17 protein-coding genes and 1 pseudogene are annotated in these 24,771 nt (G+C 37.6%); 1 reads left to right on the top strand and 17 read right to left on the bottom strand.

The genetic code is table 11. The annotated features are described in order from the left end of the window. Positions 1–154: 154 nt before the first annotated feature. The 9 genes from OK18_RS08320 to OK18_RS08280 form a co-directional block, all read right to left on the bottom strand. Positions 155–1,123 carry a T9SS type A sorting domain-containing protein gene (locus OK18_RS08320; RefSeq protein WP_053327712.1) on the bottom strand — a complete coding sequence of 323 codons (969 nt, stop codon included), beginning with the start codon at positions 1,121–1,123 and terminating at the stop codon, positions 155–157. A gap of 43 nt (positions 1,124–1,166) precedes the next feature. Beyond that, positions 1,167–2,549, bottom strand: a complete 1,383-nt coding sequence (locus OK18_RS08315; RefSeq protein WP_053327711.1) for an outer membrane beta-barrel protein — start codon at positions 2,547–2,549, stop codon at positions 1,167–1,169. Then, positions 2,524–3,090: an RNA polymerase sigma factor gene (locus OK18_RS08310; RefSeq protein ID WP_053327710.1), complete on the bottom strand. Its 567-nt coding sequence runs from the start codon at positions 3,088–3,090 to the stop codon at positions 2,524–2,526. The genes OK18_RS08315 and OK18_RS08310 overlap by 26 nt, the downstream gene beginning before the upstream one ends. Before the next feature lie 89 nt (positions 3,091–3,179). Further along, the gene (locus OK18_RS08305; RefSeq protein WP_053329328.1) at positions 3,180–3,755 is read right to left on the bottom strand and encodes a DUF4840 domain-containing protein; all 576 of its coding nucleotides are present in this window, start codon (positions 3,753–3,755) and stop codon (positions 3,180–3,182) included. A gap of 196 nt (positions 3,756–3,951) precedes the next feature. Next, entirely contained in the window at positions 3,952–5,367 is a 1,416-nt protein-coding gene (locus OK18_RS08300) for an efflux transporter outer membrane subunit (RefSeq protein WP_050021684.1), read from the bottom strand. Continuing rightward, entirely contained in the window at positions 5,354–8,512 is a 3,159-nt protein-coding gene (locus OK18_RS08295; protein WP_053327709.1) for an efflux RND transporter permease subunit, read from the bottom strand. The genes OK18_RS08300 and OK18_RS08295 overlap by 14 nt, the downstream gene beginning before the upstream one ends. A 30-nt stretch (positions 8,513–8,542) precedes the next feature. After that, entirely contained in the window at positions 8,543–9,661 is a 1,119-nt protein-coding gene (locus OK18_RS08290) for an efflux RND transporter periplasmic adaptor subunit (RefSeq protein WP_053327708.1), read from the bottom strand. Between the two features lie 512 nt (positions 9,662–10,173). After that, the gene (locus OK18_RS08285; protein WP_053327707.1) at positions 10,174–10,938 is read right to left on the bottom strand and encodes a LytR/AlgR family response regulator transcription factor; all 765 of its coding nucleotides are present in this window, start codon (positions 10,936–10,938) and stop codon (positions 10,174–10,176) included. Beyond that, complete coding sequence (locus tag OK18_RS08280) at positions 10,935–11,993, bottom strand: sensor histidine kinase (protein ID WP_228377711.1); 1,059 nt, start codon at positions 11,991–11,993, stop codon at positions 10,935–10,937. Before OK18_RS08280 ends, OK18_RS08285 begins: the two co-directional genes overlap by 4 nt. Positions 11,994–12,284: 291 nt before the next feature. Here OK18_RS08280 and OK18_RS08275 point away from each other — a divergent pair, with 291 nt between their 5' ends. Further along, positions 12,285–13,109, top strand: a complete 825-nt coding sequence (locus OK18_RS08275) for a universal stress protein (protein ID WP_167336357.1) — start codon at positions 12,285–12,287, stop codon at positions 13,107–13,109. A 1,029-nt stretch (positions 13,110–14,138) separates the two neighbouring features. Here the strand turns inward: OK18_RS08275 and OK18_RS08265 are convergent. The 8 genes and pseudogenes from OK18_RS08265 to OK18_RS08235 form a co-directional block, all read right to left on the bottom strand. Continuing rightward, positions 14,139–14,636, bottom strand: coding sequence for a hypothetical protein (locus OK18_RS08265; protein WP_053327704.1), 498 nt, complete (start codon positions 14,634–14,636; stop codon positions 14,139–14,141). A gap of 145 nt (positions 14,637–14,781) precedes the next feature. Beyond that, positions 14,782–14,907, bottom strand: a pseudogene (locus OK18_RS21935) (polymorphic toxin type 23 domain-containing protein); the annotation flags it as partial. Between the two features lie 33 nt (positions 14,908–14,940). Continuing rightward, complete coding sequence (locus tag OK18_RS08260; protein WP_053327703.1) at positions 14,941–15,483, bottom strand: hypothetical protein; 543 nt, start codon at positions 15,481–15,483, stop codon at positions 14,941–14,943. Next, positions 15,477–16,205, bottom strand: a complete 729-nt coding sequence (locus OK18_RS20875; RefSeq protein WP_174441951.1) for a polymorphic toxin type 23 domain-containing protein — start codon at positions 16,203–16,205, stop codon at positions 15,477–15,479. The genes OK18_RS08260 and OK18_RS20875 overlap by 7 nt, the downstream gene beginning before the upstream one ends. Next, complete coding sequence (locus OK18_RS08250; protein WP_053327702.1) at positions 16,199–16,744, bottom strand: hypothetical protein; 546 nt, start codon at positions 16,742–16,744, stop codon at positions 16,199–16,201. Before OK18_RS08250 ends, OK18_RS20875 begins: the two co-directional genes overlap by 7 nt. Beyond that, a complete protein-coding gene (locus OK18_RS20870; protein ID WP_082129166.1) occupies positions 16,738–17,433 on the bottom strand; it encodes a polymorphic toxin type 23 domain-containing protein in 696 nt (231 codons plus the stop codon). Before OK18_RS20870 ends, OK18_RS08250 begins: the two co-directional genes overlap by 7 nt. 17 nt (positions 17,434–17,450) lie before the next feature. Further along, positions 17,451–17,954, bottom strand: coding sequence for a hypothetical protein (locus OK18_RS08240; RefSeq protein ID WP_053327701.1), 504 nt, complete (start codon positions 17,952–17,954; stop codon positions 17,451–17,453). After that, the gene (locus tag OK18_RS08235; protein WP_053327700.1) at positions 17,948–24,679 is read right to left on the bottom strand and encodes a polymorphic toxin type 23 domain-containing protein; all 6,732 of its coding nucleotides are present in this window, start codon (positions 24,677–24,679) and stop codon (positions 17,948–17,950) included. The genes OK18_RS08240 and OK18_RS08235 overlap by 7 nt, the downstream gene beginning before the upstream one ends. Between the last annotated feature and the right edge of the window lie 92 nt (positions 24,680–24,771).

Raw genomic sequence — 24,771 nt, 5'->3', positions numbered from 1 at the left:
GATACGCCAAATCATGACGCATTATTTTTTAAAATATCAAAACCAGGATTTCATGTTTTTCACTCAAGATTTAAATAAAAGATCGGCACAAAAAATTTGCACCGATCTAACCACAACTAAACACTAATGAAAAGATTATTTAATCCTATTAATCTTATTTTTTGATAAACTTATTTTTAAATTCATTTTTCCCATCTGAGCTTTTGGAAATAATCATATAATTTCCGGGCGCAAGGCTGCTTACATCAATAGGCTCATTGTACTTATGATCATTTTTTTTAAGGATCAGTCTTCCAGTCATATCAATGATAGAGACTTCCTTATATATCTTATCAGACTCTTTTCCGATATAAAGGAATTGTACCGTAGGATTCGGGTATACCTTTAAGTTGTTCCCCTTGGTTTTTATTTCTCCTGTTCCTAAACTTTTGCAGAAATCCCATTCACCAAAGTTTAATTTCACGAAAGAATTGGTTCCCAAGAATTCGCATTGGTCAGGGCAGTATTCCGTACATGCATAAAAGCCATATTCGCCTGATTCAGTAGCCGTATAAGAGTCTCCTGTCACCCCGCTGATGATACAAGGATCATTAGCAGATGGGGGTATATTGCCTGGGAAACATTTAAACCATGTATGAATACCATATACGGCAGGAAATGTGTTGTCGAATTTCACGGAAGCTCCTGTACATATGTTAAATTCTCCGGGTCCGATTTCTTCATAAGTGCCGGGAGTAAATGTAGAGATCATAGAAGGAAGTCCGTAAACATATCCGTCTGCCATGATGGCCGGGCTTTCTGCCGTGCAGTCTCCTTCTGTAACAGCAACTTTAAAATAATACAGCTGATCATCGTAACCATTAATTGTCAATTGTTGCGATGTTGCTCCCGGAATCGCTACCCAGGGATTTGTATTGGGGGTCTGCCAGGTCCATTGTTGTTTATACCACTGGTAATTGCTGTAGGTCTGGGTAGAAAGCACTTCATTTTCCGTATTACAGAATAAAATTTTATCCTGATAAACCAGCCCTAACCTGGGACTGGTAACGGTAGGATTACACTGTGCTTTTATATTCAGGATGCCGAATAGCACTACGGCAAAAAAAATTAAGTTTGTTTTCATATGTTAATATTTAAGTTTTGTTTTAAATGGTTATCCTCTGCTATCAGTCAAGCAGTATCCTGACTCCAAACTTCAGGTTGAATTGCAAAGGTTTTTCTTTATAGATCGTATTGGGTGAGCGGTCATCTTTGAAATGATACCCAATTCCCGGTTCTGCATAGACGCCAAAACGGTCAATAACTTTTAGCTGAAGCCCAACCGCCGTGTTTACCGAAAACTGCAAAGGTTTGTCGTCTAAACGCTCTTTTGAAGTCTCTTTAACCTCATCATTGACGATATAGGTTGTCGTAAGGCTTCCTGATACAGGCTTCTCCACCAATGCTCCTCCTGTGACATAGCCTGTGAATTTCCCTTTTCGGATTACATTATAATTGACTTGCACAGGAATTCCAATATAATGGACGGTTTGCTGACCTTTAATATAGTTGGCCGTACTTCCTGAATGAAGATCAGACACCAGTTTGGTATAGTTGAGCCCCGTCCCTATTCCCCATTTTTTTCCTAAGCTGTAATACAGGGAAAGACCAAAAGTAACCGGTATTCTATGCCGGATCTTGGCTTCTACCGGCTGGCTCTGGTTTGCCAATAATACTGCTGTCAGTGGATCGTCTTCATATGCTGAAGTGCTCCACACCTGTTCTACAGTCATTGGTTTTCCGTTCATCGAAGCATATCCCGGAAACTGCTGTTCTGCCGTGTTGGAAGAAACATTTCCCGTAAGCATTCCCAACATCCAGGACTTTTTAGCTTTAGATGTAACCGGATTCTTCTTGTTATCAGTATATTTTTCCTGTTTAAATATCTCTTCTTTCGCTTCTTTACCGCTTACTTCATCTGCCCCGGTTTGTTTTTGAGCTATTTGAATTTCCTTACGGGAATCTTTTGCTATCTCCTGAATGGCAATTATCTCCCGGGCTGCTCCATCATTATCCTTATTTTCTTTTTTCAGGACTGTTTTATAATATCCTTGACCTGCAATATTTCCGGCCTTTGTTTCAGCAAGACTATTTTTTGTCAGTGAAATATCAGGATTCGTCCTTGCTTCCGGTTTTACATTATTTGTAAGGTTTTCTGCAAGACCATTTTTTCTTCTCTCTTTTTGTAAATCTGAAGTAAGGCCAGAAAGAGGCTTATCATTTTTTTCCGGAAACAGGTTCATCACTAAAAAAACCAATCCGGCTACAACCGCTGCCATTCCTCCGATACGGTACATCAGGGTCCTGCTCTTTTGCCTGTGTCCTGCTGCATTATTTTTCGTGTGATTTTCAGTACTAAGCCCGGCAACACCTTTCATTTCATGTTCTTCAGAGAATAATTCATCCCTGATGTCATCCCACAATCCATCCGGAACCTCCATCTCATGGTCTTCCATTCTGCGGTGCAGATTGTTTAGCCATTCACTATTCATATTGTGTTTTTTTGACATTTTTAAATTCTTTTATTTTCTGAACAAGCAATCCTTTGGCACGGTGAAATTGTGATGCGGAAGAGTTTTCCGCGATTCCCAAGATGTTGGCAATTTCTTTATGACTCTTCTTTTCAAAAACATACAGGTTAAAAACCGTTCTATATCCATCCGGAAGAGATTGTATCATTTTCATAATGGCGGCTCTTGGAATTTCTTCAAAATCCGGTTCTTCTTCATTGGGTATTTCAGGAAGGTCTTCCACTTCGATAGTTGATCTGAAATCTGCTTTCTGTTTTATATATTGTAATGACTCATTAACAACAATTCTTGTCATCCAGGCTCTTAACGAGCCACTTCCCCTGAATTCAAATGATTTTATGGAATGAAACATTTTGATAAAACTGTTTTGAAGAACATCATGTACATCTTCCTTTTCAGCAATATACCGGGAACAGACATAGGTCAGATTTCCGGAATAAGCTCCGAAAAGTTCCTTCCAGGCAGCTTCATCCTTCATCAGAAGACGTTCTAGTAAAATCTGTTCTTTATTTTCTTCCATGTACTGCAGCCCTATCCGGTTAAATACTGATTAAAAATGTGAAGCAAAAATAGATTGCACCGGATAAAATGCAATCCATTTCTGATAATTTAATTCTTTATGCAAAACGGAAGATTATAATTAATGGCATCATAGGGACTGATTTCCAACCCGTCTACTGTTATTTTATCCGCTGAAAAGGCAAATCTCAATGATTGATCCATTCCTACATAAAAACCTTTCTGCTTGGCATTTAATAGTACCATTGCTTTTTTATTCGTTCCGTCAACAGGAATCTGAAGTTCCATTATTTTAGGGGTAAATGTAAGCTCCAGCACATTATTCCCTGCATTGACTGTTGCATTATATTGAAGATCATATTTCACCTTGCCCATTGCCTTAATGGCGGCTTCAGCCTTTGCCGGATCCTTTATCACCGATTTTACAATTTCACTTACCGGAAAGTCTTCAAATGCTATAGTGTCTTTCTTTACTGTAAAACCTATAATTTTCTCTGTCCTGAAATTTCCCTGTATGGTAATAAGTCTCGCTTTATAATTTCCTTTAATATCTTCCAGCTTTACCGGTGGGATTTCAGGGCTATCACTATTACATGAGAATAAAGACAAACCTGTCAGCATAATAAGAACCACCAATAAAAGCCTGGGTACTGTATATTTTTTCATTGCATTATTTTTTTCATTAAACATTCATTATTTCGAGTACTCACTGATATAAATCTCTTTTTACAAAAATCTTGCATGAAATTTTAAAAAAAAATGTAAATAATTTATAAAATTCTGATAATCAACAGATATTTTATTAAAAAAAAGGAAGCTACATTTGTAACCTCCCCTAAATTATATCTTATTTCATTCCTGATTATTCAGCTCCTCCTCCTAATGCCCTGTACAATTCTACATCGGCATTGAGCCTTTCAAGACTTACATTGATCATTTCCAGATCATTCTGAAGTTTGTTATTCTGTGCGGTAATAACCTCCAGATAAGTAGCCATACCGCTTTTGTACAGCTTAAGCGCATCGTTAATTCCTTTATCTAAAATGGCTGTCCTCTGATCCAGAAGCAGTAATCTTTCGGAAGAACCTTTAGATTTTGCCATGGCATCAGAAACTTCAGCTACAGCCGTCATTACCGCCTGCCTAAAGTTGATTGCCGCTTTTTCCTGCTCTATCAATGCGGTTTTGTAAGTGGTTTTCAACTGCTTTTTCTGGAAAACCGGAGCAACCAGATTTGCCGCAATGGCTTTCGTGATGGAGCCCGGAATATCAAACCAGCTATTAAACTTATTAGAATTCACACCAATCTGCGGGCTCAGGCTGATGCTTGGATACATGGCGGCTTTTGCCAATCCTGTTTTTGCATTCAGACTGATGACGTTATATTCGGCAACCTTCAGATCTGGTCTGCGGCTCAATAGCTGTGCAGGAAGGCCTTCTGAAAGCTTGTTTTCAGGAATCATATCTTTCAGGTTTCCTTCTCTTTCAATTTTGGTGGGATATTCTCCACAAAGGATACTCAATGCATTTTCCTGAATTGAAATATTCTGCTTTGCCAAAGGAATCAATAGTTCAGCTGTTTTTTTCTGAGCTTCCGACTGCTGTACTGCCAGTGAATTGATCTGGCCTGCCGTAAACTGAAGTTTCATCATGGTAAGCGTACTATTGCTCAATTCGATATTCTGTTCGGCAATTTTCAGCTGTTCGTCCAAGCCTATCAGATTGTAATAAGCCTGTGCTACCTGAACCACAATGCGGCTTTTAATCGCATTTAAATTCTCTTTCTGGGCAAAGTATTCAGCAGCTGCTGATTCCTTCTGCATTTTAGCTTTCCCCCAGATATCTATTTCCCACGAAAGCCTAAGGGTTGCATTAAAATCATCAATATATTTTGTTCCTAAAAACTGTTCATTCAGAGAGCCGTTGAGACTGTTCTTAGAGGCCCAGCTTCTATTGGCTCCTGCGCTGAAGTCCAGGGTTGGCATGAGGGATAACTTAGCTTGCTTATAGATCAGATCCAGCTGTTCTATATTTTTTAAGGCAATATTCACCTCATTATTTCTGGCCAGTGCTTTATCGATTAACCCTATCAACTTAGGATCTTTGAAGAACGTTTTCCAGGGAAGAACTACGGTATCTCCTGTTACCTGCACCGGTTCTTTATATGATTCAGGAACCTGAAGATCTGTTCTTGTATATTTTTTCCCTACGGCACAGGACACCATTAATGATGCCATTGCGCCTGAAATAAGGAAATTCTTTATATTAAATATTCTCATTTGACAATTGTTTTTGTAGTACAGGATACTTCTTTTTTGATGAAAACTTTTCATCCAGATATTGAAAGAACATGTATAACACAGGGATTACAAATACGCCCAGAACAACTCCACTCAACATCCCAATGGCAGCGCTCACACTGATTGATTTATTTCCTGAAGCCATTCCTCCTGTAGAAAGCATCAGCGGAATCATCCCTACAATAAAAGCCAGTGAGGTCATGATAATGGGACGCAGCCTGGCCTTTGCTCCTTCCAATGCTGAATCTATGATGGATAGCCCTGATTTTCTGCGCTGTATAGCAAATTCCACGATAAGAATGGCATTTTTTGCCAGTAATCCGATAAGCATAATCAATCCTACCTGTACATAAATATTGTTGTCGAAGCCAATAGCTTTTATCCCCAGGAATGCCCCTACTACTCCTGTCGGAATGGATAGCATTACAGCCAGAGGAAGGATATAGCTCTCATACTGTGCTGCGAGGAGCAGATACACGAAAAGCAAACATAATCCAAGGATAACAACAGTTTGATTTCCTGCTGATTTTTCTTCTAAACTCAATCCGGTCCATTCAAAGCTATAATCGGACGGGAGTTTATTCAATGTAGGTTCTATTTTATCCATTAAAGCTCCGTTACTTATACCCGGCTTCGGCACCACATTGATGTTCAATGAATTATAAAGATTGTATCGCTGAACTGATTCGGGGCCATAGACTTTTTTCAAAGTAATCAGGGTGTTTACGGGAACCATTTCTCCTTTAGCGTTTTTCACAAAAATATCATTGAAAGCCTGTTCGTCCATTCTGAAAACCCCGTCTGCTTTAATATTCACCCTATAGAATTTTCCGAATCTTGAAAAGTTCTGGGATTGGTCTCCTGAGAAATACGTCTGTACCGTTCCCAGCAAATTAGCCACACTGACATCCAGCTGTTTTGCCTTGTCTTCATTTACTTCAAGCTCCAGCTGAGGGTAATCTGCCCTGAACATCGTATATGCATAGGCTACCTCAGGAAGCTGCATCAGCTGTCCGATGACATCATCTGCCTTAGCCTTAAGAACCTGTGGATCTCTTCCCATACGATCCTGAAGAACGATTTCTGCATCATTAGTTACTCCGTATCCTTCTACCGGTGGCATTCTGAAACTCATTACACTTCCTTCCTTGATTCCGGACAGTTTTCCATTCACAATATTCATAATCTCATCAATATCCTGAACGGCACCTCTCTCTTTTTTCGGCTTCAATTTTACAAATCCCATCGCATACGCAGGACCGGCACTGTTGCTTAACAGGTTAAATCCTGTAATGGACGTGTTTTCCTGAACTGCTTCCACACTTTTTAAAATGGTATTGATTTTATTGGAAACCTCCGTTGTTTTTGTCAACCCTGTTCCTGGTGGCATGCTTAATGAATAAATAAAGAATCCATCGTCTTCCATAGGAACAAAGCTCTTGGTTGTACTTGACAGCAACCATGCAGATAATCCTATAATACCGGCAATTAATCCTGCAGCAATCCATTTGCGTCCGATTAAGAACTTCACCCCTTTTGCATAGCGGTTCGTCATGTTATTGAATCCTGCATTGAATGCCACAGCAAACCGTTGTCCGAATCCTTTGGTTTTTCCGCCTTCTTCTGCATGATGGTTTTTCAGGAATACCGCACATAAAGCCGGAGTCAACGTTAATGCATTAACCGCTGAAATGATAATAGCAATGGCCAAAGTGTAAGCAAACTGCTTATAAAACAATCCTGCAGATCCCGACATAAACCCGATAGGAATAAATACCGCAGACATGACAAGGGTAATAGAGATTACGGCTCCTGTAATTTCGTTCATTGCCTTGTGCGTTGCGTCTCTTCCCGAAAGGTCAGTTCCTTCCATATTACTGTGAACAGCCTCCACTACTACAATAGCATCATCCACAACAATACCAATAGCCAGTACAAGGGCAAAAAGCGTCAGTACATTAATGGTAAATCCTAACACCAGAAGGAAAAAGAAAGTACCGACAATCGCCACAGGAACTGCAATCGCAGGAATAATGGTAGACCTGAAATCCTGCAGGAAAATAAACACTACAATGAATACAAGGATAAATGCTTCCAACAAGGTAGATTTCACCTGCCCCGTTGCTTCATCCAATCTTTCTTTGGTACTCATTACCTTGGTATATTTTATCCCTGGAGGAAATGATTTTGCCAGTTGGTCAATGGCTTTATTAACGCCTATTTCAATTTCATTGGCATTTGATCCTGTGGTTTGCATGATGGCTACGGTAACGGCATTCCTTCCGTTGGAAAGGTTGTCTCCACTGTTATTGATAGACCCGAATTCTACACGGGCTACATCTTTAAGCCGGATTACATTTGTTCCATCATTTTTAACGATCATATTTTCATATTGTTCCGGTGTATTCTTTTTTCCTTTGTACCGGATCACATATTCCAATGCCGCATCAGACTCTTCTCCCAGTTTACCCGGAGCAGATTCCAGACTATGATCTGCAATGGCATTGGAAACATCCGCGGGAACAAGGCCATACGATGACATCTTTTGTGGATTAAGCCAGATTCTCATCGAGTAATCTTTAACCCCGAAAATCTGCGCCTGCCCTACTCCTTTTACCCTTTTAATCTGGGGGATAAGATTGATATTGGCATAGTTCTGAAGGAATGTTTCGTCATATTGTTTATTATCTTCTGTATAGATATTGAAGATCAGCACCATACTGTTTTGCTGTTTAGAAGTGGTTAGCCCCATCCGTATAACTTCCTGCGGAAGTATCGGAGTGGCCTGCTGTACCCTGTTCTGTACATTTACTGCAGCCTGGTCTGCATTTACCCCTTGTTTGAAAATAACAGAAATGGTAAATGTACCATCATTACTCGCGGTGGATTTCATATAGCTCATATCCTCCACCCCGTTGATCTGTTCTTCCAGCGGTGTTACTACGGAACGTATCACTGTTTCGCTGTTTCCTCCGGGATATGACCCTGAAACGGTAATCGTGGGTGGTGAAATATCCGGGAACCTGGTCACCGCCAGCTGGTTTAATCCTATGATCCCTAAAATAACAATGATAAGGGATATCACCGTCGCCAGTACAGGACGGTCTATTATCTTTTTTAACATTTTCGAATAATCTAAGAATGGTTATAAAAATTATTTTGAAGGAACCACTTTAGCGACAACCTGTGCCCCATCGGTAAGGGCATCAATTCTGTTAATTGCGATCTTGTCCCCTGCATTCACTCCTTCTTTTATAAAGTAATCCTGTGTGGTACTTCCCGAAACTTTAATCTGGGTCATCTTCACTTTATCCTTTCCCTCCAGTTTATATACAAAGTATTTATCCTGAATATCTTTCACTGAAGTTTTCGGGAGCTTAACAACACCGTCCAACGCATTGTGAATCATTACTCTCGCTGTACCTCCGGCTCTCAACAATTTATCCGGATTCTGAAACACAGCTTTCATCTGTATACTTCCGGTAGTTCTGTCGAAATTTCCACTGGCGGCTTCCAGTCTTCCTTTCAAAGAATACATGGAGCCATCTGCCAGAATAAGATCTACATTTCCCGTATTATTTCCTGATGCTGCAGCTCTGCTATGGGCTATGAAATCGGCTTCATTCATGGAGAAATAAACATTCACTGTATTGATGTTCGAAAGTGTTGTCAAAGGTGACGCATCGGAAGGGCTGATAAGATTCCCTATCCTGTTGGGAATTCTTCCGATATACCCGCTTACAGGTGCTTTGATGTAAGTAAAACCAGCATTGATCTTTGAAGATCCTAATGAAGACTGTGCCTGAGCTACCTGTGCTGAAGCAGCTTTAAGGTTAGCCTGTGCTGTTTTCAGCTGCATATCGGAAACTACTTTTCCCTCTACAAGCGGTTTTAACTTTTCAACTTCCAGCCTTGCTGTTTCCTGTGCTGCCAGGGCCGCTTTTAAGGCCGCCTGATTTGTATTAACCTGCTCATTGTACACTGATGGATTAATCCTGAACAATGTCTGTCCTTTATTAACGTATTGTCCCTCTTTGATATATACCGCTTCAAGATACCCGGTAACCTGAGCTTTTATTTCTACATTATCCTGCCCTTCTATACTCCCCGGATATCCGGTAGAAACATCTTCATCTCCTGATTTTACCTGAATAAAATCTGTAGGCAGGGCCGGCATTTGTTGGGAATTTTCCTGAGCATTTCCCGAACCACAAGAATACAATATTGTTGCAGTGATAAGGGGAAGAGCCCAATATCCTTTTCTGTAATTCATAACATTTGATTTAAATTTTACAGGAGCAAAATAAGTTCATCTCATAAGGATACTGATGCAGAAATCAGGTGAAACGTAATTAATCGCAGGTGAAACGTATGATACCAAAAATGAAGGGAAAAGTAGCTATTCAGGCGATTTAGCCTATAAGTAAGCTCTTTCATTAAACCGCAAAAGCACAAAGTTTTTGAACACCATAGTTTTTAAAGTTAAAAAGTATAGCGCTAAGAAGTTCACATAAGTTTTAAAAATCATAGATTTTCGTCGTAAATCTCCGTCTGCTTATACATAAACAAAAATTACACGCAATCATCTGCGCATATCCGTGTCATCTGTGGTTAAAATAAACCAAAGTTTTTAAACACTTCAGTTTTTGAAGTTAAAAGCGTTGCGTTGAGATGTTCATATAAGCTAGATCATAGATTTTTGTAAATCTGCGTATCTGCTTATCCATAAACAAAAATTATCCGCAAACATCTGTGCATATCTGTGTCATCTGTGGTTAAAATTAACTAATAATCCATCCAGGATTTGAAAACAGATGCCTTCTCGCGGCTTACAATTACTTCCACATCAGGTTGTTTCCTCAGTTCCAGCTTAAGCTTCCCATTAAAATGATTAAAAATCTGCTTTACAGAATCAATATGAATAATGAACTGCCTGTTTGCCCGGAAAAAAAATTTGGGATCCAGTTGTTTCTCAAGCTCTTCCAGGGTTTGGGGAACATTTTCAACGGTTCCGGTATTCAGCATGGCTTTACTGATTCCCAGTTCTGTATAAAAATACAGGATATCTTCGGTTGAAACGGTTTTGTAACCGTCCCGATGAGCAATCAGGAATCGTTTTCTATAATCTTTAGGCTGGATATAATTAAGGAGTCCTTCTATCGCCGTTCCTACAAAAGGGACCGTTTCTATGAAGGTTTCATAGCGTCTTAATGCGATCTCAAGTTCTTCCTCTTCTATTGGTTTCAGCAAGTAGTCTATACTGTTGTATTTGAATGCCTGAACCGCATATTCATCATAAGCTGTCGTAAAAATCACAGGGCTTCTGATCTCAAATTTATTAAATATTTCAAAGCTCAATCCGTCTGCCAGGCGTACATCCATCATAATCATATCCGGAGCAGCATTATTTTCAAGCCAGTGCACTGCAGAAATGATGGAATCTTCTACTGATAAGATTTCTACATGGGGTCTTAACTTTAGAAGAAGTCTTTTTAAGCGGTCTGCATTCGGTTTTTCATCTTCAATTATTAAAATTTTGTTCAGCTTCATATCAATGGGAGTTTTACGATAAATTTATCTTCAGTTTTTTCTATGACAGGTTTTGTATAGCCTAATATATCATATCTTGCGATGACATTCGTCAACCCTACTCCTGAGGAATCCGGCTTATTAATCAGTGGCAAAAAGGTATTGGCAACCACCAGTTCTCCCGTAGGAAGGGTATATACATGAATTTCCAAAGGATTGGTTCTGGAAGTCTGGTTGTGTTTGATTGCATTTTCAACCAATAGCTGTAAAGAAAGCGGAAGGGTATACATAGACCGGTATTCATCCTGAATATTAATTTTAAATATCACCCCATCCCCTATTCTTTTTTCAATCAAAAAAATATAGGAGTCTAAAAATTTAAGTTCTTCTTCTACGGCAATAATGTCTTTTCTGGAATTCACAAGCAGGTACCGGTATACTTTTGCAAATTTTTCAGAGTATTCATAACCAAGCTGCTGGTCTTCTAAAATAAGTTCCGACAATACGCTCAGGTTATTAAAAATAAAATGAGGATCAATCTGCAATTTAAGTGCCTGCAGCTCTGCGGCCATAGCGGCCTGTTTATGTTTGGAAGCTCTTAATTTATGCTGAGCAGCTTCTATAGCCGTTTCTTTCCAGTTGGCCAATAAATAATCCACTGTATTGAAAGCACTGATAATTAAAGAAATAATAATATTGGTTGCTACCCATTGTCCCAATAATGTATATTCCTTCCGGGAGTCCATATCAGGAAGACTTTCAGAAGTACTGTCAATGATGAAATTAACAATAATCACGATAAGGATACTCCCTACGATCTGCAGAATACATTGGATCAGCAATCTCTTCACCGTCCTGTTCTTCCAGGGAAGCAGCCTGTTCAGAATACTATCTATGAATATGCTGACTTCTGAAATGATTACTGAGAAAAAAAATACCCACAAGAGGTCTTCTGCGATCATTTTCAAAGGTGATTCCAGATATCCCGCCCAAACGGGGTCAAAGGGATCCATAAGATAAGAAAAAATACAGAAAGTGAGAATGGCTACCGTCCATATCACCAATCTTCTTTTCATCGCAGAAAGAATTTTCTTACCCCGGATTATATTTTTTCTAATGTTAGAAATCCGACTCATATAAGGAACTTTATGAATGTAAATATAGAAATAGATTTTAGATGGGTAGCGTCTATTTTATATGAGACCGCCAAAACAGGATGTGAAACGTTAAATAAATGGCATAAGATGAAAGGTGACGTTTCATCACCTGAAAAAGACATTTCAACATCGTTTTATGCAATATCACTTTATTTTTTATATATCCGGCTCTTTTCTATAATAATTTTGCCGTATTCAAATTGGGTACAAATGAAAACAATAATTGTCTGTACAGATTTTTCCCAGGAAGCAGAAAATGCCACTCATTATGCTGCTTCAATGGCTAAAGAAAACGAATATACACTCATACTCTTTACTCTGCAGAGTGTGTCCATACATGCCCTGAATGCCCAGGCCTCTGCAGAATTTTTCTATGCACAAACGCTTAAGAATCAAAAAAAAATTGCTGATAAAGCCGCTGAATTGAGTGACCTGTACCGGATCCCGGTTAATCATCACCTGGCTTCAGGTAATTTCATTGAAGAACTTCAGAATGCCATACATACCCATAACGGAGATTTTATTGTCATGGGAATGACTCAAAAAACGATTGAGCAAAAACTTTTGGGAACTCTTGTAGGCCAGACGATTCATCGTATTGAAAAACCCACTTTAATTATCCCTGATCATATAGAATATACAGGCATTCACAAAATCCTGTTTGCCTATGATACTCATAAAAATATAACCTGGTCTGCGATGAATGATATTTATAATTTCATCAATGAATTCAACGCTGATATTGAAATATTTAATGTAAGCGAACGTCTGGAAGATTTTACTGAAGTCATGCACGATATCGATCTGAATTCCGGATATGACCTGGATGATATCAAATACAGCTTTAAAATGATACAGTCTTTTGAAGTGATAAAGGCTATTGAAGAAGAAATCAGGCTGGCCAATCCTGATTTGCTGACGATGATTCCTTATAAATACAATCTCGTGGAATCTCTGTTTCACCGGAGTAAAACAGCTATAATGGCACACAAAAATAAAATTCCACTATTATCAATACCATTAAACATAGATTAAGATCAATAAAAATCTGTACACATTTGAATTATCCTTTTTTGCCCTTAAAGGCTAAATTTTACACTTAATCTTGTTTAATATGACCGGAAATTTCTTTCCGGTCATGTTTTTTGAATTTTTTCCTGGGTAATTAAAGCAGACTGATGTTACAAAGTCACTATATTGTGATTGACAAACCTGTATTAAAGCAGAACGCAAACCTATATAAATTAATTTCCTTTTAAAACTTGTATCAGAAAATATCCCAATTCTATATCAACCTGATTTATTCTTCCTGTACTAAAGCCTATTCCTATTCCATTTCCACTAAAACCGGTACCATTCATTTCCATCCCAGAAAAACTATAGAATTTATTAAATTGCTCAGACCTCCATTTAACAGATATTGTCATCCCTGTAATTCCTCCTTTTACTATTTTTATTTCATCATTTCTTCAATACTTTTTTTACAAACGTATTATTCTTTAATTCTATCTTTTCATTAGTAAAACCATATTTGAATTTTCTACCATAACCATCGGTCTCATTAACAATTGGATTTATGCGGTTTCCTCTTGAATTTAAGATCATGGATTTTTTTTCCTCTTCTTGATTATCTAATCCTCTATATCCCGTAAATAAATTAATACCCGCAGAAAAATCACCTATACTTATTAAATGCAGCAGAGCGGTAACTATCTCCTCTATCGCCTAATCCAAGACTTTTTATTCCATAATTCATAATTCTTTACTAATTTATAAATAGATATAGTATCAATTATGTCAAAAGCCTCATGAGCAACAGGTATATGCCTAATATTCTCACATTTTTCATGAAATTTACTTTGTTGAACACAAGCCATACAACCTAAAAGCAATAATATTCTTTTAATTACCATGATGTAAATATATATCCTCACCCTATTGTTTTTGTGGCAAGTAGGGTACTGGGTTATATGGTGTAAGTCCTCCTAAAATTAAGAAAAATGACCTTCTCCAAAAAATGGAACAGTTTTTCGGGAGAAGGTTATTTCTTTGGAGGTATTACAGTTAAAAATTATAGGACAGCCCAATACCGTTTGTACCAATGTTCATATTTAGTTGTCCTGTATGGGGTGGCGTTCCGTTTTCTATATCCACTGCTTTTCTCAGGTTTTTGTTAACCGAAAGGGCAAAAGGCAACCCGATCCCTACAATTCCTGCTCCAATCCCTACCATCGTCCACCCCCTGGATTTGTTATTATCTGCCGGATATTTTGATCCCGCTAATGACTGAAATAATCCGTAGCCCATACAAAATCCACCGCTGAAGGCAAAGACCTCCCCGATCGTTTTGTTGGTTCTCGCTCTTCTGACATAAGCTCGGGCTCCTTCTTTGGTGATTACCTGCCGATAATCTTTCAGTTTGTATTGCTTTCCTGCTTTTTCAAATGGCTTCTTATATATTTCCTGAAAAATAACTTTGTTATTAACTGACTTCAGAGTGTCTTGAGAAAAATGAAGCTGAAAGCCCATCAAAAGAAGCAATGATATAATCTTTCTTATCATGTTATTATTTTAAGTTATGAATATGGTCTATAAAATGAGTGGTACACTTATAGACAGCGTTATACTCGTTCATGTGGCCTTGCCAATTATGAAGAATAGCGGATTATAATTTTTCTAACTAATTCCAAAGTCTCTGCTGTTATAACTAACCATCGCAGACTTTCCTAAACTCCCAACCGCTTTCTCCACTTCCGGCATGAGCTCTGTAATTCATGATCCCAAAACCTGCCGATACAGCAAAGTCTCCGGCCTGGAAAGTGGCACTGACGTTGGCTCCAAAGCCCTAGCCTTTGCAGATGAAAAATTACCAATCTGCTTTGTATTTCTTCCAGTCTTCAGGAATTTTTTTTGCCTTTTGATATATATAACAATTGTATTCAGAAGGCTGAAATAATAATGTATTAGGCATTTCTAACAGATAAATTTTATCTCCTTCAATTTTCACCTTAAAAGTTATTTTAAAAATATCTCCATCTTGAGAAGCTCCTTGAGTATCAATTCTTATATGATTATCTTTTAGATATATAATCCCTCTCATGCCCGCATTTTCTGGATCAGGGTCTTCCATTCCTAGAATTCTAATGCGTCCATTATTATAAAATTGAATTTTCCTAATAGCATTACTTCCATAGTCTCTTTTTTTATTAAAATTTTTATCACTTAGATAGTAGTCAATTTGTTTATAGAAATAATCAATGTCTATATTTCTATATGCTAATTCATTAAATTTATCAATATTTTTATATTTCTTAGTGAGTACTTTCGTACCATTTGCTAGTCTTCTTGTTTGTGCATATGGGTGAATGAAAAAAATGCTACTTAATAATATTATTATATTTTTTACCATGACGTAAATTTATTTCTTGTTTGATATTGAAAATAAGGATTGATATTTGTGGAAAGCACTTCAAATCCTGGCTGTGGAGATAACCAGCTATGCGCCATAATATTTTGTATAGGGTGTCTTATATATCTGTCTGAATCTATACCTACTCTGTAATTGCCCCAGCCGATATACGCTGCTCCAAGTCTATACCTTGGTCCTTTTTCTTCTACATAGCTATGAGGTAAACATGCTCCGTTGCTATAACAGGGTCCCTCTTTCATTCTTTGTGCATCCCAAGATTTATCTCCATTTTCAGCATAGCTTTCACTTCTTCTTTCACCTGTAAATAGGTTAAACCCAGCGTGAAAATCACCCACGTTTATCGTCATTGCAGCTGTTCTCCATCGGTCATTATTGTCTCCTAAATGTGTTCCTTTTGGGCCTTTAGCAAACGGACTTCCATCATTTTCATAAGTCATCGAAAAATCCCCACTTGCAAGTCTTATAATACCTGTTTGCTGCTCATACATACCGCTCCAGATATTGGTTCCCAGCATTAAGCCTAAATTTCCTTCCTTCCCTAAAGTTCCAGCCATTAGAGACTTCCTAAACTCCCATCCGCTTTCTCCACTTCCGGCATGAGCTCCGTAATTCATGATCCCAAATCCTGCCGATAGAGCAAAGTCTCCAACACGGAAAGCAGCACTGATAGTAGCTAATAAGGAGAAGATTTTGTTTACCAATCTGCCTTATACTTCTTCCAATTCTCAGGAATTTTTCCTGATTTTTTGTATACAAGAAGTATATATTCTGATTGTCTAAAGAAGCTATTATCTTCCCTTAATAATAAAGAATCACCATCTACTTTTAGAAAATATTTATGTATATCTAAGTTTTTCCCCGAAGTATAAACAGGCGCAGCCTTATCAATATAAAAATTTCCATTTTTTACATAGATTACGCCTCTATATCCAGTTACATTAGGATTAGGTTCTAAAGCATCCATGAATCTTACCTCTCCATTATTATAAAATTGTAAATAATATGCCCCCATTAGAGATAGTTTTCTTTTTATATTTAATTTATAATCACACATATAGGTAGCTTTCAACTCATATAAATGATTAGTATTTATGTGATTTAAGATGTTTGAAGAAAAATTTTTCTTATTTGAAAAAATATATGAACTTGATGGCACTTTTGTCCCATCTTTTAATTTATTTTGGCTTATACAAGAATTCACTGATAATAAACCAAGTAATATTATATACCTTTTTACCATGATGTAAATTGATTTTTTGTTCTGTACTGAAAATAAGGATTAATATTTGGTGTCAATACCAAAAACCCAGGCTGTTTAGATATATTACCATGGGCTACAATATTTTGTATCGGATGCCTTATATATCTATCAGAATTTATTCCAATTCTCATGTTTTTGTAACCTACATAAGCTGCTCCTAAACGGTATGCAGGCCCCTGTTCGTAGGCAAACCCTTGTGGGTATCTCGCACCAGCAACACCTTTTAGAGGGCCATTCTTTTTAACATAATCCATCATTTGATCATCCCAGCCTTTATCATAGGTTTCTTTCAAACGTTCCCCCGTAAACAAATTAAACCCAGCACTAAAATCTCCTATCCCTATGGTCATTGCAGCTGTTCTCCAGCGATCATTATTATCTGCTAAAATTCCTTCTGACCATTTTTTTGGAGCAAACGGGCTCCCATCATTCTCATAGCTTATGGAAAAGTCCCCACTTCTTAAGCCTAAGACTCCTGTTTGTTGAGGATGAAGCCCACTCCACATATTGGTACCCAGACTAATTCCAAAGTCTCTGCTATTGTAGCTAAACATCGCAGACTTCCTAAACTCCCATCCGCTTTCTCCACTTCCGGCATGGGCTCCGTAATTCATGATCCCAAAACCTGCCGATATAGCAAAATTTTCAGCACGGAAGGTAGCACTGATGTTGTAAGTACTATTTTTTAATCAACAAGTTTATAAACCAAACAGTTATTACCATCTTGTATATATAAGCGACGATTCTCAATTAAAATTTTTTGTTTCTTTATTTCATATCCTCCTACTCCTAAAACTGGATGTAGTACTACTTTTCGAAAAATAACGTACTTATCTCCTTCTTTTACCAGAACACCATTAAATGTTTGTATTTCTTTGTGTTTAGTAATATCTGGGACCATAGAACCCGTTCCAAAGTTTATTTTTCCATTATTTTGTATATACATATAATCAATATAATTACTATCTCTGTGTTCTTCTAATTTAGGATAAATTAACTCAAAATCTCTTTTTGTTTCATACAGACCTTCTAATTGGTATATATTATTAAAATGGACTTGTTTAAAGTCATTTCTATTAAACATTTTTAGTTTAGATTCCATCTTTTTCTCAACAGATAATTGACTACTGCAGGACATATAAAGAAATAAAAAAATAGCCAAATGATATATTTTAAATGTTTTTACCATGATGTGAATTTGTTTTTTGTTTGAAATTGTAAATAAGGATTTATAGTACCAGACAAAACTCTAAATCCTGGTTGAGGAGAAATAAATGTGTGAGCTAATCTATTTTGTATCGCATGTCTTACATACCTATCGGAATTTATTCCCACTCGATAATTTCCCCAGCCAACATAAGCCCCTCCAAATCGATACTGTCTGCCTCGTTCATCAACTATTCCATTTTTATATTTCTCACCATAATCTCCTATTGATGATTTGCCCATTTGCCAATAATCATAAGGAATTTTGCCCTCAGTAATATCTTTTGGACTATAAAGTGTTTTATTATCATAGTAGCTTTCTTCTAATCTTACTCCTGTAAACAGGTTAAATCCAGCACTAAAATCTCCTATACCAATCGTCATCGCAGCTGTTCTAAATCTATCATTATTATCTCCCAATGTATGGCCAAATGGAGCTCCATCATTTTCATAAGTCATCGAAAAATCTCCACTTGCAAGTCTTATAATACCTGTTTGCTGTTCGTACATACCGCTCCAGATATTAGTTCCCAGCATTAAGCCCAAATTTCCTTCCTTCCCTAAAGTTCCAGCCATTAGAGACTTCCTAAACTCCCATCCGCTTTCTCCACTTCCGGCATGGGCTCCATAATTCATGATCCCAAAACCTGCCGATATAGCAAAGTCTCCAGCCTGGAAAGTGGCACTGACATTGGCCCCAAAGCCCACCCCCTTGCCAAAGGCAATACTTGGTGAAAGCCCAAAACTGAAGTTTCCGATATTGATGTTCCACGCAGGCATAATACTGGAAATCACTCCTCCGGCATACTGCCCCAAAAATGAGTATCCACCGGCAAAGAAAAGGCCCGGATTCAAAAGACCTGTAACTGCTCCTCCCACTGCTCCCATCAGCAAAGCCTTTCCAAAACCACTCCATGTAAAATTCTGCGTAAAAGCAGCCGTTAAAAGGTAAGCTGTTCCTGCAATGGCTGTCCCTACAATAGCACCCCAGATAATCGGGGCAATATAGCTTAAGAAAAAGCCTGCTACAAAAAACTCTCCACTAGGATCATTAAACATCAACGGATTATTCATCACATATCCATACTTATTGTAGTTTTGGGTATTGTATGGGTCCTGGATGTTTTCATCAGCATTTAAGAATCTTCTTAATAAAGGATCATATAGTCTTCCGTTCATGTGGATGATGCCTACTTCCATGAAGTGCTCATGAGAAGTATAGCCTCTTTCCAGCAGTAATCCTCCTTTATTTATTGTTTCCTTAATTTTGTTTATATCCGTTGTAATTAGCCCGTTACCTATTTGAAGGTGAGTCATATTCCCCCAGGCATCAAAGTGTCTTTGCTCCAGCTTATTTCCTGCTTCATCACTGATCGCTAAAATGCTTCCGATATAATCTTTATGCAAAAATTTGTAAGAACCACTGCTCTCCACATAGTTTTTTAAATATACAATATTTGATTCATATGGGGTTCCTCCTATATAAATGATATGTTTTTCTTTTCCTGTAGTATTGTCTTTTACGATTTCATAGCTTCCGTCTTCACTGTAATATTTAGTGAACTTACCTTCTCCATCACTGCTGAAATTTCCTCCATAAGTAACTCTTTGTCTCATGGGCGTCAATCCATACTGGAAGGCGGCATCGCCTTTTTCTCCATCGATAAATACAGGATCGTTATTTTCATTATAAGAAATGCTTTGGATCAGATCATTATTATAATTCTGAACTCCTGCGGCATTCAGGGTCATGCCTGTTGGCTGGTAGATCTTCTGACTGTTTTCAAATTTAATGGTTCCTACCTGGTCGTTTTGGGTGATTCTTCCTTTGATGTCGTATACATTACGATTGGTTGTAGGTTTTACCCCGGTTACCGGATTTGTCCAATTCACCAACCTGTTGTTGTCATCATAATCAAAGGATTCGGTGATATTGAAGTCTCCTCCGGTGGTTCTGCTTTTCATCTCATTTTTAATCGCATCGAATGAGTAAGAAAGCTGTAAAATGGAAGGTTTAACAGCGGATGAATGATTCACATTTGTTAAAAAACCATTTGCATCATACGTATTATTAACATCTGCTGCTCCCAGTCTGGATTTTAGCACCTGACCTTTGGCATTGGTTTCTTTCAGCCCCCACAGGGTCTTCCCTGTCACTTTGTCTTTTACCTGGTACAACTCTCCATTCCATGCACTATATACATTTTCTATCTGTATTTTAGTTAATATTCCTGATGAGTAAAGTTGCTTTTCATAAGATATTACTCGTGCTTTATCATCATAAGTAATCCCTTTTTGAATAAAGTATTTCCCATTTCCGCTTTCTGATGAGGAGAGAATTCTTCCCTGAGGATCAAACGTTACATTTGAGCTAAAACTGTTTCCTTTGGAAGTCCCGGATTTGGAAATTACTCGTCCTTTATTATCATAGGTAAAACTAATGGTTTTATTAGTAGTCTGCCCGCCATCTGTGGTAGATAGCTCTTTTTGAGAAATAAGCTGTCCAGGATTATTGTAGATATATTCTTTAGTTCCCTTCGGACTGATTGTCTTTTTAGGCTGTCCAAATCCATCATATTCATATTTGTAAACGCCATTAGAAGGATCATTGAATTCTGATTTCCTTCCCCAGGAGTCATATTTTGTGATGACCGTATTTTCTGCATATTGGGCTTTGATCTGTTCCCCGGCTGCATTATAGGAGAATTGTATGCTTCCTCCTTTATCGGTGGTAGAAACTACATTTCCTAAAGCGTCGGTGGTTTTGGAAGTGGTTCTTCCATAACCGTTCAGCTCTTTAACGGTTGTTATTAAACCGGAAACAGAAGTCTCCATTTGTTTACCATTAAACGCAATAGCCGTTATTTTGGCCGGAAATACAGAATCATCATAGGTCATCGTATTCCATTGGCTCGCACTTTGTCCCTCAAAATAGGGTTCAGACTCTTTTAATTTCCTTCCCAGAATATCATACTGAGTTTCTTTAGAAATATATTTTCCTTGTCCAAATGCTTTGGAAGATATTTTGTATTCCTGTCCGAGTTTATTGGTAAACTTTTTGGAAATATTACCATCAGGGTCATATTGAGTAACCATGATATTGGCATTGTTGTCTCTTTCGTACTGATACGTTGTCGTTCCTGCCAAATTAGTTTTAGAAGTTAATAATTTACCCCAATTATCATAAGTATTGGTGAGAATATTTCCTAAGGGATCAACCTGGGTCAGAATCTGTCCCCAAACGTTGTATACAATACCGGTCTGTAATCCTAAGTTGTCTGTTTTCTTAATGACAAACCTTCCTTTGGGATCATAATCTGCTTTAGTAGTCTGGGTTTGGGAATCCATACTATTGCTTATCGTCTTTTGGGTTATGTTTCCAAAGTCATCGTAAATATAGGTTTCCTGTACGTAACCTGAATTGTCCCTGTTCCAGGTTTTAAGGGTTTTCAACAGGTTGTTTTCGTAGGTGTATTCTTCCCTAGCAGATTTGGTATCACCATAAGCCTGTACTATGTCTGTTTTAGATTTTGGGCGTCCGATGTAATAGTTCGAGCCTGTTCCTGAAGGATTGTGTGTGTAATCAAATGTGGAAGTAGTTACCGCATATCCATTATTAACATTGGATACGGTCTGTATCGGAAGATAATAATTATCGTAGGATACCGTGCTGTTTGTTACTGTATTTGTTAAAAAATCCTTTGTCTTAGTGGTCTTCGGTACAATAGCTGTTACTACTTTGGGCTTATCGTTGTCAGCAACAGAACTTACTACCTGATTATTTAATAATTTATCGGTTTGGTAAGTGATGGATTTAAAACTTAAGAGGTGGGTATTATTTTCAGAAAGATCATCCGGGAAGATCAAACTTTCATTATTAGTCCTTACTGACCATTCTTTTGCCGGCACGCCTTCATTTAATGGATCTATTTCTGCTCCTGTCCAGATTTTGGTGTTTTCAAAACCATCTGCATACCAGGAAGAACGGGCTGTTTGATAGTAGCCTATCATTCCTTTCCCCTGCATATGCATCGTCATTCCCCTGTATCGGAAATCCTGTTTTCTATTTTCTTGTTGAAGCTGTGAAACCGCATGCCCTCTATCTATTCTCGGTAAAGAGAAGTAGGGATATAATTCATTTTTAGGATTCTTATAAAAATTAGGATTTACCGTATTATCCGGAATGATTTCCAGATATTTCGCAGATGTTGTAATACCTCCCTGTGTAATTGATTGTATTCTCTTTAGCTCACCTACTCCGGTAGGAGCTTTAATTTTAAGTACATTATCTTTCCTGAATAAGAAAACATTGTAATAGTTGTTATTGGACCTAATGACATTGGTTATCGGCTGATAGATGGAAAGATCATCATAAGGCTGAACAATATTAAACTGGGGTGGTGTAGGATAGGTGTAAATATTCTGGGTTGTAAAATCTATAGCTCCAAATGAAGCAGCTCCTTTTGAAATCAGTCCATTCACAACAACTCCCATTGTTCTTGACGTTGAATTTAATGAGTTCGAATAGGAGTGAACCTGAACAATATCTGACTTCCCATCGGCATTAAGGTCTGTAATAGAATACATCGTTCTGCTAAATCGTAGCCAAGCCCCATTACTCTGCGTATTTTCATTCTTATACATTAAGAAATCAGGTCTAAAGGCCGTATTAAAACTTTTTCCTGTTCCTATGTAAAACTTCCAGTCATCTTTCCCTATTTTCCCTTCAGTAAGAGGGAGTGCAAAATCAAGCTTTCCATCTCCATTGAAATCCCCGAATAATACAGGAAATCCATTCCCTTTGGTTTCTTCTAAGTTTCCGGTAAACTTAATTTTCTTTAGATATTGATCCGGTGCTGTTTTTACAAATTCAAAGATCGTGTACGCAGTATTCGACACATTAATAATGTCTACTTTACCATCACTGTCAATATCCATATATTTTTGATCCGTATATAAGCTTTCATTAATTCCGGCACCTAAAGTATAAGTAGCAAGAGGACTATTTTGATTCTTTAAATCTACAATGAGATTCCCTGCTGTATAAGAAGCACATTGAAGTATTGAGCATGGAGGAGGTCGATTAGCGATGCCATTGGAAGTAGTATTGTTACAGTTAGGGTCTTGTGCCCAATAACATTCTTCTCTTTTTATAGTAACAAAAATATCAGAGATACCATCTCCGTTACTATCTCCTTCATTTAATGTTGTTGTTATCTTACAACCGGCAGGCGGAGGCTGGCTCCCTCGTATACAATCAGAATCATCGTAAACTAATTTTTCAAAAACTTTAACAAAAGTATTATTTCTGAAAGCATATACAGAAATTTTACCCTTTTCATACTCTGCCACCCCATTACCATTAACAACCTTTCCGGTTTCATCCAGGAATATGTTAACAACCACAGAGCTTGAATTAAAAATCTTATTGGTTTGAACAACATTAAAATCATCATTAAAAACACCCAGCTTTATAGTTCCATCCGTCATGATAAAATCAAGATAAGCATCTCCATTGAAATCTCCTGTAAACTTAACCTTATCAAATAAAGCCTGACTATCCATATTCCAACCACTGACAGATGTTGGGTTTTGAACAGGATAATTAAATACAACAGGGTTGGCCGGTTCACCTTTGGAATTAGATTCAGTAATCTGTTTAATGTATTGGTATCCTATAGAATCAATGAAATACTCCGGTACATATTTCTTAAAAATCTGCCCGCTTATTTTAACAATAATATCTTTTAAAATTTTTGTTTGGGTAAACAAAGTCCCTGAGCCGTTGATATATGCTCCTTCAGGAATATTTCTGTCATTATAATTAAATACTATTTCATTAAAAGAGGCTGTCCCTAAGTTTTCATTCCCTCCCCAAGTAATAGATCTGATCACATTGACATTATATTCCTGATCATAATTATAATTGATGACATTTCCCTGGGTATCTTTCCACTTTACAATACTAAACCCTAAGCGATTAGTAGCATTATTCCAACCGGGAGCTACTCCTCCATACCAAGCCTGCGAACCGTCTTCAAAAGTTACCTCCCAATATTCAGGCTGCTTCCAGTTTGGAATATTGCCAAGAGACTTAATTTTAATGTTGGAATATTTCTCTGTAACATATTCTGCACCATCCTTTCCATATTCGCCGGATTTCAGGATCAATCTTTGTCCATTGAAACTGTAATAATCCGAATAATCAATCTGGATACTTTTTACTTCTCCATCTTTTTCAATATTCTTTCCTATTCGGGAAATAGCCGTGATTCCTGATAAGTTCCAGCCGTATCCTGCAATTCCGTTTCCTGAATCACTGGAATATACAAGATTAATTTGAGGAGCCACAGATTTTACTCCCGGAGGTAAAGCAATAGGTAAAGTAAACTGCAATTGTCCTCCTCCCGTAACTTCTATATTTCCCTTTGTATCATGGAAGCTTTGTCCTGTCGGAGCAGATGCCCCACTTGGATTATCAGTGCCTGCATTGGAGTCTACAGGGCTTCCTCCTGCATTTTCTGTTGCAGGCCCAATCTTGGCTATAAAAGGATTGGAAATATCAGATTTTGCTATAAATCCCTGTGCAAAAACTACTGATTGTGGATCTTGAACTGTCCTCGACGTGGTTTCTGCCTGATACAGTATCGTCTGTGAGAAGCTTACCACTGAGCATAAAGACAATATAAAGGATGAAATAATTTTCATATTTGTGTTGGATATTTATAAAAGCTAATTGATGAATATCATTGATCGATAGAAATGACTGAATGCAGAGAAAGAGCAATTTCTTGAAGTTC

Source organism: Chryseobacterium gallinarum, assembly GCF_001021975.1.
Taxonomy (GTDB): domain Bacteria; phylum Bacteroidota; class Bacteroidia; order Flavobacteriales; family Weeksellaceae; genus Chryseobacterium; species Chryseobacterium gallinarum.
Note: the sequence above shows the minus strand (reverse complement) of the source record. Positions and strands in the feature narration are given on the sequence as shown.